At 63.6% G+C, this 16,397-nt stretch carries 13 protein-coding genes; 10 read left to right on the top strand and 3 right to left on the bottom strand.

Annotated elements, in window-relative coordinates; genetic code table 11:
• Window positions 1–126 precede the first annotated feature (126 nt).
• From EN845_RS28420 to EN845_RS28410, 3 genes are read left to right on the top strand one after another with little or no spacing between them, the layout of a single operon-like run.
• Window positions 127–1,161, top strand: coding sequence for an ABC transporter permease (locus EN845_RS28420; RefSeq protein ID WP_127277963.1), 1,035 nt, complete (start codon window positions 127–129; stop codon window positions 1,159–1,161).
• A gap of 11 nt (window positions 1,162–1,172) precedes the next feature.
• Window positions 1,173–2,330: an ABC transporter permease gene (locus tag EN845_RS28415; RefSeq protein ID WP_127277962.1), complete on the top strand. Its 1,158-nt coding sequence runs from the start codon at window positions 1,173–1,175 to the stop codon at window positions 2,328–2,330.
• Window positions 2,331–2,378: 48 nt separating this feature from the next.
• On the top strand, window positions 2,379–4,709 hold the full coding sequence (locus EN845_RS28410; RefSeq protein WP_127873172.1) for an ABC transporter ATP-binding protein: 2,331 nt from the start codon (window positions 2,379–2,381) through the stop codon (window positions 4,707–4,709).
• A 13-nt stretch (window positions 4,710–4,722) separates the two neighbouring features.
• Here the strand turns inward: EN845_RS28410 and EN845_RS28405 are convergent, their stop codons facing one another.
• Window positions 4,723–5,313 (bottom strand): transglycosylase SLT domain-containing protein, encoded by a 591-nt coding sequence (locus EN845_RS28405; RefSeq protein ID WP_127277960.1) that lies wholly within the window; start codon window positions 5,311–5,313, stop codon window positions 4,723–4,725.
• 216 nt (window positions 5,314–5,529) lie between these two features.
• Between EN845_RS28405 and EN845_RS28400 the strand changes: the two genes are divergently transcribed.
• Both EN845_RS28400 and EN845_RS28395 read left to right on the top strand, forming a co-directional pair.
• The gene (locus EN845_RS28400; protein ID WP_127873171.1) at window positions 5,530–7,068 is read left to right on the top strand and encodes a trimethylamine methyltransferase family protein; all 1,539 of its coding nucleotides are present in this window, start codon (window positions 5,530–5,532) and stop codon (window positions 7,066–7,068) included.
• Window positions 7,069–7,132: 64 nt separating this feature from the next.
• Window positions 7,133–9,574 (top strand): FAD-dependent oxidoreductase, encoded by a 2,442-nt coding sequence (locus EN845_RS28395; RefSeq protein WP_127873170.1) that lies wholly within the window; start codon window positions 7,133–7,135, stop codon window positions 9,572–9,574.
• Between the two features lie 22 nt (window positions 9,575–9,596).
• Here the strand turns inward: EN845_RS28395 and EN845_RS28390 are convergent, their stop codons facing one another.
• Complete coding sequence (locus EN845_RS28390) at window positions 9,597–9,992, bottom strand: DoxX family protein (protein WP_127873169.1); 396 nt, start codon at window positions 9,990–9,992, stop codon at window positions 9,597–9,599.
• Between the two features lie 200 nt (window positions 9,993–10,192).
• Between EN845_RS28390 and EN845_RS28385 the strand changes: the two genes are divergently transcribed.
• Window positions 10,193–10,681 carry a hypothetical protein gene (locus EN845_RS28385; protein ID WP_127873168.1) on the top strand — a complete coding sequence of 163 codons (489 nt, stop codon included), beginning with the start codon at window positions 10,193–10,195 and terminating at the stop codon, window positions 10,679–10,681.
• A gap of 41 nt (window positions 10,682–10,722) precedes the next feature.
• On the opposite strand, the gene EN845_RS28380 is transcribed toward EN845_RS28385, so the two are convergent.
• Window positions 10,723–11,499 carry a VOC family protein gene (locus tag EN845_RS28380; RefSeq protein ID WP_127279321.1) on the bottom strand — a complete coding sequence of 259 codons (777 nt, stop codon included), beginning with the start codon at window positions 11,497–11,499 and terminating at the stop codon, window positions 10,723–10,725.
• 177 nt (window positions 11,500–11,676) lie between these two features.
• Between EN845_RS28380 and EN845_RS28375 the strand changes: the two genes are divergently transcribed.
• The 4 genes from EN845_RS28375 to preA all read left to right on the top strand — a co-directional run bounded on the left by EN845_RS28375 (window position 11,677) and on the right by preA (window position 16,056).
• Window positions 11,677–12,408 (top strand): gamma-glutamylcyclotransferase, encoded by a 732-nt coding sequence (locus EN845_RS28375; protein WP_127279322.1) that lies wholly within the window; start codon window positions 11,677–11,679, stop codon window positions 12,406–12,408.
• A gap of 116 nt (window positions 12,409–12,524) precedes the next feature.
• Window positions 12,525–13,880 (top strand): NAD(P)-dependent oxidoreductase, encoded by a 1,356-nt coding sequence (locus EN845_RS28370; RefSeq protein ID WP_127873167.1) that lies wholly within the window; start codon window positions 12,525–12,527, stop codon window positions 13,878–13,880.
• 5 nt (window positions 13,881–13,885) lie between these two features.
• Window positions 13,886–14,728: a methyltransferase domain-containing protein gene (locus tag EN845_RS28365; RefSeq protein ID WP_127873166.1), complete on the top strand. Its 843-nt coding sequence runs from the start codon at window positions 13,886–13,888 to the stop codon at window positions 14,726–14,728.
• Window positions 14,729–14,742: 14 nt separating this feature from the next.
• A complete protein-coding gene (gene preA, locus EN845_RS28360) occupies window positions 14,743–16,056 on the top strand; it encodes an NAD-dependent dihydropyrimidine dehydrogenase subunit PreA (RefSeq protein ID WP_127873165.1) in 1,314 nt (437 codons plus the stop codon).
• Window positions 16,057–16,397 lie beyond the last annotated feature (341 nt).

Genomic DNA, 16,397 nt, shown 5'->3' with positions numbered 1-16,397 from the left:
GGAAGGCCATGCAATAAAAACAGGGTTGATCGCATTCGAGGGCCTGTTTGACGGCCAGTCCGCCGGTGACGGCAGGCGAGGCTTTGAAGCCGGCTCAAAACCCAACCCCATCGGCAGGGGGCCGCCATGCTTTCTTTCGTTCTCAGGCGTCTCGGCACCATGGCATTGACGATGCTGTGCCTGACGATGATCGTCTTCTTCCTGATCAACCTCGAACCCAACCTGAAGAAGCTGGCGATCAGCCAGACGGAAATGCACACTTCGGCCGAACAGCTGGAGGACTGGCTGATCAACCATGGCTACCGGCAGAATTTCTTCGTCCGCTACGGACAGTGGCTGGGCCTGCTGCCCAAGCAGCCGGTGACCGACCCGGCGACCGGCAAGCCGACGCAGCGTTTCACTTTCTGCAACGATCCGGCCGTACCAACTTTCTCCGGCGTCCTCGAAGGGGATTTCGGTTGCTCGACCAAGTTCAAGACGACCGTCGCCTCCAAGCTGTTCCCGGCACTTGGCGCGACCGGGATCCTGATGTTCTGTGTGTTGGCGGTGATGGTGCCGGTATCGCTCTTGATCGGCATCCTGGCCGGCATGCGCGAGGGGTCGCGAACCGACCGCGTGCTTTCGGTAGCCTCGATCGCCTCGACGGCGACGCCGGAATATGTGTCGGGGGTCATCTTCACCGTCATCTTCGCCTCATGGCTCGGCTGGTTGAACGGCTCGGCCGCGTCGGCCAGCCAGGGCATCACCTTCTACAATTTCACCCTGCCGGTGATGACGCTGGCGATCTACGGCATCGGCTACATCGCCCGCATGACTCGTGCCTCAATGGTCGAGGTGATGACGCAGCAATATATCCGCACCGCCCGGTTGAAGGGTATTTCCTTCGGCGGCGTGGTGGTGAAACATGCGCTGCGCAACGCGCTGATCGCACCATTCACCGTCATCATGCTGCAATTTCCCTGGCTGCTCACCGGCGTCGTCATCGTCGAGGTGATGTTCCGCTACCAGGGCTTCGGCTATACGCTGGTCGAGGCCGCCGGCAACAACGACATCGATCTTCTGCTGGGCTGTTCGCTGGTCTCGGTGTTCATCGTCTTGATCACGCAGCTCATTTCCGACGTCGGCTACGCATTCCTCAATCCGCGCATCCGGGTTCAGTAGGGAGAAGGCGCATGCAAGCTCAATATATCGGCGCCTCCACCATCATCCTCGAAGTGCTGTGGCGCTTCTGGCCGGTCTGGGTCGCGCTTTTCATCGTCATGGGAGCGAGCTTCCTCTACAGGAAGAAGCTGGCGCTCTACGGCCAGCTGTTCGACAGCGGCGTCGGCATCGTCGGCGTCGGCATCTGCCTGTTCTGGCTGTTCACGGCGATCTTCGCCTCGACCATCTCGCCCTTCGATCCGCTTGGCCAGATCCCGATCATGAAGGACACGCTGCCCGGCGCCATCGAACCGCAATCGGGGCTTGTCTATCTCTTCGGCGGCGACAAACTGGCACGCGACGTGTTTTCGCGTATGGTCTATGGCAGCCAGATCGTGCTGATCATTGCGCCGGCGGCGACCGGCTTCGCGCTGATGGTCGGTATCACGCTTGGCCTGCCTGCCGGCTATTACGGCGGCAAGATCGACACGGTATTGTCGTTCCTGGCCAACCTCGTGCTGGCCTTCCCGGTGATCCTGCTGTTCTACCTGCTGGTGACGCCGGGCATCATGGACACGCCGATCCCCTATGCCATGGCCGGCGTGTTCTTCCTGTTTCCGATCATCTTCTTCAGCGTGTTGTTCTGGACACGCTACAAGAACCGGCCGGACCGGCTGTACATCCTGCTCGGCATCACCCTCATCGTCGGCGGCTGGATCTATCTTGGCCTCGTGTTCGACAAGGACCCGCTGCACATCGTCCACATCGATCCCAACCAGCTCAACATCTTCGTGGCGGTGGTGTTCGCCTCCAGCCCGGGCGTGTTCCGCATCGTGCGCGGCCTGGTGATGGATATCAAGACGCGCGACTATGTGGCCGCGGCGCAAACGCGCGGTGAATCCCCCTGGTACATCATGCTGTGGGAGATCCTGCCCAATGCACGCGGCCCGCTGATCGTCGATGCCTGCCTGCGCATCGGCTACACCACCATCCTGCTCGGCACGTTGGGCTATTTCGGCCTCGGCCTTGCGCCGGAAAGCCCCGACTGGGGCACGGCGATCAAGGATGCCAGCCGGCTGCTGCGCTCCTTCATCCATCCGGCGCTGCCGCCGACGATCGCGCTGATGTCGTTCGTGCTCGGGCTCAACCTGTTGGCCGACTCGCTGCGTGAACAATCGATGAAAGACTGATTGACGGGCCTTGACCCGCGTCTGGTACAATTTGGATTGGAGCGACCCATGAACGAGGCAGTTCGAAATCCCGCCAAGCCGACCAGTGGGCCGATCATCGAGATCGAGAACCTGTCGATCTCCTTTTTCACCCGCAAGGGCGAGATACCGGCGGTGATGGACTTTTCCTGCACGGTCATGCCGGGCGAGGCGATGGGCATCGTCGGGGAATCCGGCTGCGGCAAGTCGACAGTGTCGCTCGGCATCATGCGCGACCTGTCCAACATCGGGAAGATCGTCGGCGGCAGGATCAAGTTCCAGGGCAAGGACATGGGCGAGCTCTCCGACGAGGAGCTGCGCGCCATCCGCGGCAACAAGATCGCCATGATCTACCAGGAGCCGATGGCCAGCCTCAATCCGGCGATGAAGGTCGGCCAGCAGTTGATGGAAGTGCCGCTGATCCACGACAAGGTGTCGAAGGAAGAGGCCTACAAACGCTCCCTCGAAATGGTGAGCGCGGTCAAGCTGCCCGATCCCGAGCGCATGATGCGCTCCTATCCGCACCAGCTCTCCGGCGGCCAGCAGCAGCGCATCGTCATTGCGATGGCGCTGCTGTCGAAGCCGGCGCTGCTTCTGCTCGACGAGCCGACGACGGCGCTCGATGTGACGGTGGAAGCGGGCATCGTCGAACTGGTCAAGGGGCTGGGCGAGAAGTTCGGCACGTCGATGATCTTCGTGTCGCACAATCTCGGCCTTATCCTCGAGACCTGCGACCGCATCACCGTGATGTATTCGGGCGAGGCGGTGGAGACCGGGAAGATCAAGGACGTGTTCGACCGGATGCGCCATCCCTATACGCAAGGGCTGTTCCGCTCGATCCCGCTGCCGGGCGCCGACAAGAACTCGCGGCCGCTGATCTCGATCCCCGGCCAATTGCCACTGCCGCACGAGCGGCCGAAGGGCTGCAATTTCGGTCCGCGCTGCCACCATTTCGTCGAGGGCGTCTGCAACGCCGCCGAAATCCCGATGGTCGAAGTCGCCGGACACGAGGGCCATTTCTCGCGCTGCGTACGCTTCAACGAGATCGACTGGGAAGCGCTGCCGCCCGGCGCCAAGAAGGTCAACGAAAAGGTCGTGCCCGGCGCGCCGGTGCTCAAGATCGAGGATCTCAGGAAATACTACAAGGTCGGCGGCAGCGAGGTGTTCGGCTCGAGCGAGGGCCGCGTCGTCAAGGCCAACGAGACGATATCGTTCATGGCGCGCGAATCCGAGACGGTCGCCATCGTCGGCGAATCCGGCTGCGGAAAATCGACGCTGGCCAAGGTGCTGCTCGGACTTGAGACGGCAAGTGCCGGCACCGTGACGCTGGGCAACAAGCAAATCCAGTCGACCGGCATCGAGAGCCGCAGCGTCGACACCGTGTCGTCGATCCAGATGGTGTTCCAGAATCCGTTCGATACGCTCAACCCCAGCCATTCGGTCGGGTCGCAGATCATCCGCACGCTGGAAAAATTCAATGTCGGAAAGACGGTCGCCGACCGGCGCAAGCGCATGCTGGAGCTGCTCGACCTGGTGAAGTTGCCGCGCGCCTTCGAGACCCGCAAGCCGCGCCAGCTTTCCGGCGGCCAGAAGCAGCGTATCGGCGTGGCGCGCGCCTTTGCCGGCGACGCCAAGGTTGTCGTGGCCGACGAGCCGGTTTCGGCCCTCGACGTTTCGGTGCAGGCGGCGGTGACCGAATTGCTGATGGACATCCAGCGCAAGAACAAGACGACGATGCTGTTCATCAGCCACGATCTGTCCGTCGTGCGCTACATCGCCGACCGCGTCGTCGTGATGTATCTCGGCTATATCGTCGAGCAGGGCACGACAGACCAGATCTTCGCGCCGCCCTATCATCCCTATACCGAGGCGCTGCTGTCGGCGATCCCGATTGCCGACACCAGCGTGGTGAAGAAGCACATCGTGCTGGAAGGCGACATCCCCTCGGCGATGAACCCGCCCACCGGCTGTCCGTTCCAGACCCGCTGCGGCTACAAGAAGCTGGTGCCCGACAATCTCTGCGAAACCAAGGTGCCGCCGGTGAAGAATCTCGGCGACGGCCATATGAGCCTGTGCTGGCTTTCCGACGACGTGCTCAAGACCATGGAGCCGGTCATCAAGTTCGACAAGGAACATGCCGCGCATGAGGGCGTGCCGGACGATGCGCACGGCACCGGACCGGGCTTGGCGGGGACAGCGCCCAACCGGCCGCGTGGCAAAAAGGGCAGCGCGGAAGCCGACCAGATCGGGGACGCCGCGGAGCAGGGCGAGGCGGGCATGCGAGCCCGTCGCCACGAAGTGCGCGACGAGGTTTCGGAGACCGGTGTTTCGAAGCCGAAAGACACGACGCGGCGGCACTAACCTGAAGCAGGTATCAGGAGCCGCATTGCCGTAGCTGCGCGTCATAGTCGCGGGCCATCTTGTCGGTGGCCCGGGCGTAACCCTGCACGCCGGCGTCGCCACGGTTGCCGCGGCCATAGGCGCTCCAGCCGAGATAGTAGGCGAGGTAGAGGTTGTAGGTGTCGTTGCGCGCGACGCCGTAGCTGTCGGCTGTCTTGGAATGATACCAGCCGACGAAATCGACGGCATCGGCGAATTTCGTCCGCCGTGCCGCCCAGTTGCCGGTTTCGCGCTGATATTGCGACCAGGTTCCGTCCAGTGCCTGCGAGAAGCCGGTAGCCGAGGAGACGTGCTTCCAGGGGATGAAGCCAAGCAGCTTGGTGCGCGGCGGCCGGGCGTTGCTCTTGAAGCCGGATTCCTTGCGTACGGTGGCCATCAGCACCGGCACCGGCACGCCGTATTTCCGCGACGAGCGCTCGGCGGCCGACTGCCAATTGTCGAACCAGCCGTCATTCTGGTCGAAGACGGCGCAGACATTGTTGATGTGGCTGGGCGCGGTGGCGCAAGCCGAAAGCGCCAACAGCGCGCAAACCGCTACAATTTTACTAAAACTCGACCTACGCATGGGAGGAGCAATAGGCCGAAATCATAAAGGGAATCTTGCTGCGGCCGTTAACGCTTCGTCGGCACGAGCAGATGAGAAAACATCATATCAATATTCCGACGCACACGGTCGCCTTTTATAAACTGGTGTCGAGAAAATGCCGCCTTGGCTAAAATCACGCCGGCAAACGGCGTATTTCTGACAGACCGGCCGCACTGCCGAAGCTTTGATGCCGGCATGACCGAACCAAGACGCAAGCGCGGCGCCGAGCGCACCAGCAACAGGGGGCCAGCGCCCATCGCGCAGCTGCCGCCCAGACGGGTGACGAATCCCTATCCGCCGATGGCGCTGTTGTCGTCCGACCAGATCGAGGCGATCCATCAGGCGTCGATGCACATATTGGAGAATTTCGGCATCGAGGTGATGAGCCGGAGGGCGCTGTCGCTGTTCGAGAAGGCCGGAGCCACGGTCGACCATGCGACGGCGAATGTGCGCGTCGATCGCGGCATGGTCGAAGAGGCGCTGAAGACGACGCGGACCACTTACACGCTGACACCGCGCAATCCGGCCAAGTCGATCCACCTCGGCGGCAATACCATCAATTTCACCTTGGTCGCCGGGCCGCCGAACGTGCACGACATGGAGCGCGGCCGTCGTGCCGGCAACCTGCGCGACTATGCCGATCTCACCCGGCTGGCGCAGCATTTCAACTGTATCCACATGCTCGGCAATCAGGTCTGCGCGCCGGTCGAGCTGCCGGCCAACTCACGCCATCTCGACACCTACTTCACCAATCTGACGCTGACCGACAAGATTTTTCATGTCTCGGCGATCGGCCGGGGCAGGGCGCTGGATGGCATCGAGATGATGGCGATTTCGCGCGGGCTGACGCTGGATCAGATGCGCGACGATCCCGGTATCGCCACCATCATCTCGGTCAACTCGCCGCGCCGTTTCGACGAGATGATGGCCGAGGGGCTGGTGACGATGGCCGAATACGGCCAGTCGGTGGCGGTGACGCCGTTCACGCTGATGGGGGCGATGAGCCCGGTGACGCTGGCCGGCGCCCTGGCGCAGCAGAATGCCGAGGCGCTGTTCGGCGTGGTACTGACACAGCTCGTACGTCCGGGCGCGCCGGTGATGTACGGCGCCTTCACCTCCAATGTCGACATGAAGTCGGGCGCGCCGGCCTTCGGCACGCCTGAAAACACCAAGGCCAACATCGCCTCGGGGCAATTGGCGCGGCGTTACGGCCTGCCATACCGGACGACGCCCGGCTCGGCTTCCAACGCCGCCGATGCGCAAGGCGCCTACGAGACGCTGATGGCGCTCTGGGGCGCGGTGCTCGGCCACGGCAATCTCGTCTACCACGCCGCCGGTTGGCAGGAGGGCGGGCTGACGGCATCGTTCGAGAAATTCATCATCGACGTCGAGATGATCCAGCACATGATGGAGTTTTTGCGTCCGATCGTGGTCGACGAGGCCGAGCTTGCCGTCGAGGCACTGGGTGCGGTGCCGACAGGCGGCCATTTCTTCGGCGAGCCGCACACGCTGGAGCGCTATGCGACCGCCTTCTACCAGCCGATGCTGTCCAACTGGCAGAATTTCGAGGCCTGGCAGGAGGCCGGCGGCCTCGACGCGACGGCGCGCGCGACGCGGCTGTGGAAGAAGGCGCTTGAAGACTATGTCGAGCCGGCGATGGACATCGCCGTGCGCGAAGAGCTCGAGGCCTATGTGGCCAGACGCAAGGAAGCGATCGGGCAGGGCGAGCCGTGATTTCAGCGTCTTCCCGTCTCGATTCATCTCACCCATCCAACTCATTGATATCAGAGAAAAATCCATGAAATCGCATGCAAAGGTCGTGGTCATTGGCGGCGGCGTCGTCGGATGTTCCGTGCTGTTCCATCTCGCCCGTCATGGCTGGACGGACATCGTGCTGCTGGAGCGCGACGAGCTGACGTCCGGCTCGACCTGGCACGCGGCCGGCGGCATGCACACGATCAATGGCGATCCCAATGTCGCCAAGCTGCAGAAATACACCATCAACCTCTACAAGGAGATCGAGGAGCTGTCCGGCCAGGCGACCGGGGTCCACCTGACCGGCGGTGTGCTTCTGGCTGCCACCGAAGCGCGGCTCGACTGGCTGCGCGGAGTCGTCGCCAAGGGCCGTTATCTCGGCATCGAGCTGGAGGAAATCTCGCCGAAAGAGGCGGCCGAACTGATGCCGCTGCTCGACCCCAGCCAGTTCGTCGGCGCCGTCCGCAACAAGGAGGACGGCCATCTCGATCCCTCGGGCGTCACGCACGCCTATGCCAAGGCGGCGCGGAAGCTGGGCGCCGAGATCGAACGGTTCACCAAGGTGGAAGACATTGTGCGCCGTGCAGACGGGATGTGGCGCGTCATTACCAACAAGGGCGAGGTGGTGGCCGAGCATGTCGTCAATGCCGGCGGCCTGTGGGCGCGCGAGGTCGGCCGCATGGTCGGGCTCGAACTGCCGGTTCTGGCGATGGAACACATGTACCTGATCACCGAGGACATGCCGGAGGTCGCCGCCTGGAACGAGAAAACCGGCACCGAGATCATCCATGCGGTCGATTTCGACGGCGAGCTCTATCTGCGCCAGGAGCGCGGCGGCATGCTGATGGGCACCTACGAGAAGGCCAACAAACCGTGGTCCGAATTCTCCACGCCATGGAATTTCGGCCATGAATTGCTGGCGCCCGACATCGACCGTATCGCGCCGTCGCTCGAGGTCGGTTTCCGGCATTTCCCGGCTTTCCAGAACACCGGCATCAAGCAGATCATCAACGGGCCCTTCACCTTCGCGCCCGACGGCAACCCGTTGGTCGGGCCGGTGCGCGGCCTGCCGGGCTTCTGGGTCGCCTGCGGCGTGATGGCCGGCTTCAGCCAGGGCGGCGGCGTCGGCCTGGCGCTGTCCAACTGGATGATCGAGGGCGATCCCGGCGCCGACATATGGGCTATGGACGTGGCCCGCTACGGCGACTGGGCGACCATGGCCTACACCAACGCCAAGGTGCGCGAAAACTATTCCAGGCGCTTTTCGATCCGCTTCCCCAACGAGGAACTGCCCGCCGGGCGGCCGCTGAAGACGACGCCGGTCTACGACCTGTTGTCGGCCAAGGGCGCGCAGTGGGGCGTCGCCTATGGGCTGGAGGTGCCGCTCTGGTACGCGCCGGAAGGCGTCAAGGACGAGTTCTCGTGGCGGCGCTCGAGCGACTTCACCCATGTCGGCGCCGAAGTGGCGGCGGTGCGCTCGGGCGTCGGCCTGTCGGAGATATCGAGCTTCGCCAAATACAAGGTGACGGGCGAGGGGGCCGCGGCATGGCTCGACCGGATGCTCGCCTGCAAGCTGCCGAAGCCCGGCCGCATGACCCTGGCGCCGATGCTGAAGGAAGACGGCAGGCTGATCGGCGATTTCACGCTGGCCAATCTGGGCGCCCAAGATCGGGAAGAAGCGGGCTGGTTCCTGGCCGGTTCCGGCATTGCCGAGCAATATCACATGCGCTGGTTCGATCAGCATCTGCCCGATGACGGGTCCGTCCACATCGAGGCGCTGGGGCAGAAGCTCACCGGCCTCTCGATCGCCGGTCCCAGGGCGAGGGACGTGCTGGCGAAAGCCACCCGCTCCGACATATCGAATGCGGCGTTTCCGTTCATGGCCATAGCCAAGATGGATGTCGGCATGGCGCCGTGCCTGGTCGGCCGCGTCAGTTACACCGGCGATCTCGGCTACGAGATCTGGGTGGCGCCGGAATATCAGCGCGCCGCCTATCAGGCGCTGATGGCGGCGGGAGAAGAGTTCGGCATCGGCCTGTTCGGCTCGCGCGCGCTCAACGCGCTGCGTCTGGAGAAGAACTACGGCTCATGGGGGCGCGAATACCGGCCGGTCTACGGGCCGCTGGAGGCCGGGCTCGACCGTTTCGTCGCTTACGGCAAGGACGCGGATTTCATCGGCAAGGCGGCGGCGCTGGCCGAGCGCAAGCAGGGCGGCAAGCTCAGGCTGCGCGCCTTCATCGTCGACTCCGACGATGCCGACGTCATCGGCGATGAGCCGATCTGGTTCGGCGGCGCGGTGCGCGGCTGGGTGACGTCGGGCGGCTATGCCCATCATTCGAAGAAGTCGGTTGCCGTCGGCTATGTGCCGAAGGAGATCGCCGACGAGAGCCACGGCTTCGAGATCGAGTTGCTGGGCAAGCGCCATGCGGCGCGCATCCAGGTGGCTGCGCTGTTCGATGCGAATTTCGAACGGATGCGGGGGTGAGGGCTCACCCCCGCATTGGGGATCAGGCGTTGCGGCGGTTGTCCAGCGCGAAGGCGCCGGCGCCGGCGAAGACCAGATAGAGGAAGATGAAACAGAACGAGATCGCCGAATCGCCGCTGTTGTTGATGGGGAAGAAGTCGCGCGGATAGTGGGCCATGAAATAGGCGATCGCCATTTCGCCGGCCAGAAGGAACGCGACCGGGCGGGTAAGTAGCCCCAAGGCGAGCAGAACGCCGCCGGCGAATTCGAGGATGCCGGCGGCTAGCGGCAGTCCGCTCAATGCGGCGGCGGCGTGGTCGCTGGCTGGGAAATTGAACAGTTTCTGCGTGCCGTGCTCGACGAACTGCAGCGCGGTCATGATGCGCAGCACGGCAAGCGCCTGCGGCTGGTATTTGGAGAGGCCATCGAAAAGCTTCATCTAAGACTCCATTTCAGCTTCCCGGCCGGCCATAGATTATCACCGGGCAACGGACCATTCACTTCCCCCGGCCTGCTATCAACAATTGGTGATTGGAAATGTTCTCCGGTCCGGCTTTTGCTGTTGTGCCCGTCAGAGTTGCAATTATATCGCTATGGTTGTATTGATTGTGAGTACTCCAGACATGTGGGTCCCTTGCCATGAAAAAAGTCGCCATCAGCCTGTTCGCAATCCTTATGGGCACCAGCCTCGCCATGGCCGAGGACGCGGGCTGCGAGGCTTTTAAATGGCCGGTGACGCGCGAACAGGCGCTGTTTGCAGAGGCACCCTCGACACCGTCCGGAGCGACGCTGGCGGTGGGTGCCGCCGCGGACCTGGCGCTGGTGCCGGCCGAGGAGGCCGGCTTCGCGGTGCCGCCCGAACGCGCCCCTGCGGAGGGCACGTTCGGTGCCGTCGCCAGCGTGGCGGTGCCGCCGGACGGCGCCATCCAGATCAGCCTGTCGGGCGAGGCCTGGATCGATGTCATCCAGGACGGCAAGGCCGTGAAATCGTCCGGCTATAGCGGCGTCAAGACTTGCCCCGGTGTCCGCAAGAGCGTGCGCTTCAAGCTGGCCGCCGGCACAGCCACTGTCCAGTTCAGCGGTGCCAAGAAAGAGACCCTCAAGGTCGCTGTGCTGGCGCCGGAATGAGCCGACGCCAGCACGCGTGGTATCAGCGGTTGGCGTAGCGCTTACCGCACCGGCGCCATCAAAGCGAAATGCGCGCCTTGCGGATCCTGGCATTGCACGACCCAGCTGCCTCCGGGAACCTCCATGGGTCCCATCAGGATCTTGCCGCCATTGTCGGTCACGCGTTTTGCCGCCGCGTCGATGCCGGTGACATTGAAATAGAACTGCCAGACCGGGACCGGAATCTGCTCGGGCTTGTTCATGATGCCGCCACCGGATTCAGGGCCGGCGGTAAAGGTCTGGTAGATGCCCATCGGCCCCATGTCGAATTCGCCGGCATTGGCCCAGCCGAACTGGCCGGAATAGAAATCGAACGCGGCCTTCCAATCGCTCGTGTAGAGTTCGTGCCAGCCGATATGGCCGGGCGTGCTGGCCGGCACGACGGGCTGGTCCGGACCGTTCGGCTGCAGGAACATGAAGGTGGCGCCTTGCGGATCGGCGACGACGGCGAAGCGGCCAACGCCTGGAATATCGTCGGGCCGGCGGTGAACGGCACCGCCTGCCTTTTCCAGTGACGCTGTTGCCGCGTCGACATCCCTGGCGTGGATATAGCCCAGCCATGCGGGCGGCATGCCCATCTTGGCCGCATCCTCGGGCATCGTCATCAGGCCGCCGACGCCACGCTCGCCGACATTCATGACGATATAGCGCGGCATGCCGGGCGCCTTGTCGAAGGGCTGCGCCGTCCAGCCGACCACGGTTGTGTAGAAAGCCTCCGCGGCGTCGAGGTCCGACGTCATTAGTTCGTACCAGAAGAAGGGCATCGGGGATTTTGGCATGGTCGGTCTCCTCACCGTTGTGCGCCGATCGTCGTTCGATCCATCCTAGGACGATCTCGACGACAGAAATCCGACATCTGGGCTAGAAATCGGGAACGGCAAGGCGCAGCCTTCTGGCAATCTTGCGTGCCTTGCGATTTTCGCCTTTGCTTGGCTTCGAAAAGGGGGGCTCGATCCATGCGGCAGATGTCACTTACAGCCGAGCTTGTTGCACTGTGCCATCGCGAGGAGGCCGATCCCGGGCCTAGCGGCAGCTGGACGCAACTGAGCGACGAGGATTTTCGGGACCTTTCGGCGCGGCTGTCCAATGAAGCCGATGCGGGGCCGCTATGGGTGTTCGCCTATGGCTCGCTGATCTGGAAGCCGGCTTTCGAGTCCGTCGAACGCCAGCGCGCCACCGCCCATGGCTGGCACCGCTCCTTCTGCATCGACATGGTCCGCTGGCGCGGCAGCGCCGCGCAGCCTGGACTGATGATGGCGCTCGAACGCGGCGGCCGATGCGATGGTGTGATCTATCGGTTACCGGAAGGGGAGAAGACTGCTCAGATCGAAAGACTGTTGCGGCGCGAGATCGACGATCATGAGAGCGTCGCTTCGGTCCGGTGGGTTCCGGTGCGTACCGCGCAAGGGCCGTTGCGGGCGCTGGGTTTCTGGGTCGGGGTGACGGGCAGAGGCACTTCGCTCGGGCAGCCGCTGGAAGCCGTGGCACGGGTGCTGGCGCGCGCCTGCGGCCATGTCGGCTCAGGCGCGGAATATCTTTACAACACGGTCAGCCATCTCGAGGAATTCGGCATCCGCGACCGCAATCTCTGGACGTTGCAGAAATTGGTCGCCGATGAGATCAGGTCGATCCATGGCATTGGCATGGACGGCGGCCATATCCTCGCGTCACCGCCACCAATAACTTGACCGCAATTATCATGTTTTTATCCAGTCTTTTCAGCAACTTGCCTCAAAAATTGACCAATTGATAAAAAAATAAAACGTGCTAGCCTTCCCCAAAACGAAAACATGGGGAACTGAAAATGCCAGAGGGTCAGTTCAAAGAGGGTATTGTCGGTGGCCGCCTTGCGGCTGACCAATACGCGGACAATTTTTCCGACCTGCATCCGCCGCTCGATCATCACGAGGCGCTGGTCGAATCCGACCGCTGTTATTTCTGCTACGACGCACCGTGCATGAATGCATGCCCGACCTCGATCGACATTCCGCTGTTCATCCGCCAGATCTCGACCGGCAACCCGATCGGTTCGGCCAAGACCATCTTCGACCAGAACATCCTGGGCGGCATGTGCGCCCGCGTCTGCCCGACCGAGACGCTGTGCGAGGAGGTCTGCGTGCGCGAGGTGGCGGAAGGCAAGCCGGTGCAGATCGGCCGTTTGCAGCGCTACGCCACCGATGTCGCGATGGCCGAGAATAAGCAGTTTTATCCGCGCGCGACAGCGACGGGCAAGACGGTCGCCGTGGTCGGCGCCGGCCCGGCCGGCCTTGCCGCCGCGCACCGGCTCGCTCGCCATGGCCATGACGTGACCATCCTGGAGGCACGTCCGAAGGCCGGCGGCCTCAATGAATACGGCATCGCCGCCTACAAGAGCGTCGACAACTTTGCCCAGGCCGAGGTCGACTATGTCACCGCGATCGGCGGCATCGACATCCAGAACGGCAAGGCGCTCGGCCGCGACTACCAGCTCTCCGACCTGATCCGCAATTACGACGCGGTGTTCCTCGGCATGGGGCTGGGCGGCGTCAACGCGTTGCGCGCCGATGGCGAGGATGCGGCCGGCGTCACCAACGCGGTCGAATTCATTGCCGAACTGCGCCAGGCCAGCGACCTCTCCGGGCTGCCGGTCGGCCGCCGCGTCGTCGTCATTGGCGGCGGCATGACGGCGATCGATGCCGCCGTGCAGTCGAAATTGCTTGGCGCCGAGGAGGTGACGATCTGCTACCGGCGCGGCCAGGACCATATGAACGCCTCCGAATTCGAGCAGGACCTGGCGGCCGCCAACGGCGTCACCATCCGTCATTGGCTGCAGCCGAAGCGGGTGATTGCCGAAGGTGGTAAGGTGTCGGGCATTGAACTCGAATACACGGCGCTCAATGGCGACAGGCTTGCCGGCACCGGCGAGACGCTGACGCTGGTTGCCGACCAGGTGTTCAAGGCCATCGGCCAGAGTTTTGTCCCGGCTGCCCTCAATGGCAGCGGGGCATCGATCGACCTCGAAGCTGGCCGCATCAAGGTCGATGGTGAAGGGCGCACGTCGCTCGCCAAGGTCTGGGCCGGCGGGGACTGCATTTTCGGTGGCGACGACCTCACCGTGTCCGCCGTGGCGCAAGGGCGCGACGCGGCTGAGAGCATCCACAGGAGTCTGACCCAGGGATAAGGATCATGGCCACGGTGGAACCGGGCATTGCCCGTCACTACGAGATTTCAGGCCTGGAGGAGCGAATCCTTGCCGCGCTCGCCGGTGCGGGTGTCGATGTTGCCCATTTGCGCGCCGGCGATCTCGAAGCGGTCGACGAATTCCACATTGGCGGCGTGGCCGCCACCAGGGACCTTATCAGCCAGCTTGGGTTGAAGCCTGGAGCCAGGCTGCTGGACATCGGATCGGGGATAGGGGGACCGGCCCGCTTTGTCGCCAACAACGCTGGCGTCGACGTCACCGGCATCGACCTGACGCAAAGCTATGTCGATATCGCCACCAGCCTGTCGAAGCGGACGGGAATGGCCGGCAAGACCCACTTCGTGCAAGGCAGCGCGCTGGACATGCCGTTCGCCAAGGCCGGCTTCGATGCGGCAATGATCCTGCATGTCGGCATGAACCTTCCCGACAAGGCGAAGCTGATGAGCGAGGCCGCCCGTGTGCTGAAGCCCGGCGGCGTCTTTGCCGTCTACGATGTGATGCGGCTCAAGGACGGAGCGCTGACCTACCCGCTTCCGTGGGCATCCAACGAGACCATATCCTTCGTCGCCACGCCCGACGATTACCGCTCGGCCGCGGCGGCGGCGGGCTTCTCGGTGACCGCGGAGCGGCCGCGCGGCGCCTTCGCCGTCGAGTTTTTCGCCGCGATGCGTGCCCGGCTGGCCGCCGCGCAAGCCGAAGGCAGGAAGCCATCGCCCGGCCTCGGCCTCGTCATGGGCGAGGACGCCCGCACCAAGATGGCCAACCTCATCGCTGCCCTCGAGGGCGGCATTCTCGCGCCCGTCGAACTGCTTCTTCGTCTCGGTTGAAAGGGACCCCTGTCATGGCTGATATCAGAAACAATTTCGTCGGTATCAAATCGCCCAACCCGTTCTGGCTGGCGTCGGCGCCGCCGACCGACAAGGCCTACAATGTCATCCGCGCCTTCAAGGCGGGTTGGGGCGGTGTGGTCTGGAAGACCCTGGGCGAAGAGGGGCCGCCGGTGGTCAACGTCAACGGCCCGCGCTACGGCGCGATCTGGGGCGCCGACCGGCGCCTGCTCGGCCTCAACAACATCGAACTGATCACCGACCGCGACTTGCAGACCAATCTGCGCGAGATGAAGCAGGTCAAGATGGACTGGCCCGACCGCGCGCTGATCGCATCGATCATGGTGCCTTGCGAGGAAGAGAGCTGGAAGGCCATCCTGCCGCTGGTCGAGGAGACGGGGGCGGACGGCATCGAGCTCAATTTCGGCTGCCCGCACGGCATGTCCGAGCGCGGCATGGGCGCGGCCGTCGGCCAGGTGCCGGAATATATCGAGATGGTGGTGCGCTGGTGCAAGCAATATACGCGCATGCCCGTCATCACCAAGCTGACGCCCAACATCACCGACATCCGCAAGCCCGCGCGCGCTGCCCATGCCGGCGGCACCGACGCGGTGTCGCTGATCAACACCATCAATTCGATCACCGGCGTCGACCTCGACAGTTTCGCGCCGATGCCGACCATCGACGGCAAGGGCTCGCATGGCGGTTATTGCGGCCCGGCGGTGAAGCCGATCGCCATGAACATGGTGGCCGAGATCGCCCGCGACCCCGAAACGCGCGGCCTGCCGATCTCCGGCATCGGCGGCATCACCACGTGGCGGGACGCCGCCGAATTCATGGCGCTCGGCGCCGGCAATGTGCAGGTTTGCACGGCGGCGATGACCTATGGCTTCAAGATCGTGCAAGAGATGATCGCCGGTCTCGAAAACTGGATGGACGAGAAGGGCCACCGCTCGCTCGACGACATTGTCGGGCGCGCCACGCCCAACGTCACCGACTGGCAGTATCTCAACCTCAACTACGTCGCCAAGGCGCATATCGACCAGGACGCCTGCATCAAATGCGGCCGCTGCCACATCGCCTGCGAGGACACCTCGCACCAGGCGATCACCAACATGGTCGACGGCGTCAGGCACTTCGAGGTGATCGAGGCCGAGTGCGTCGGCTGCAATCTGTGCGTCAATGTCTGCCCGGTTGACAATTGCATCACCATGGAGCCGCTGGCAGCGGGCGTGATGGACCAACGCACCGGCAAGCCCGTGTCGCCGGTCTACGCCAACTGGACGACGCATCCGAACAACCCGATGGCCAAGGTGGCCGCGGAGTAGGGTTTGCTCCAGCATAAGAAGGGCTGCTTGGCAGAACTTAGGTTCCTCGCCCCACGAAAGTGGGGAGAGGTGGCCCGGCGAAGCCGGGACGGAGAGGGGACTTCGGGACGACTGGGAACTGCCCAAGGCTCCTGATCCTCTTTACGCGCGCCTCCTCCTCACCGGTTGCATCTTCACAAAGGTCGTCCCCCTCTCCGTCCCGGCTTCGCCGGGCCACCTTGTATCTACACGAGAGAGATTTCGTGGGATTGAAGCGATTGAGCCAAGGTCCGGGCGGCCGCCCGGACCTTGGCTTGGCGAAGTCGCCCGTACCACCTGAGGTTACAGCCGCGGGAGAGCTT

The organism is Mesorhizobium sp. M8A.F.Ca.ET.202.01.1.1 (assembly GCF_004791595.1).
Classification (GTDB): Bacteria; Pseudomonadota; Alphaproteobacteria; order Rhizobiales; family Rhizobiaceae; genus Mesorhizobium.
Note: the sequence above shows the minus strand (reverse complement) of the source record. Positions and strands in the feature narration are given on the sequence as shown.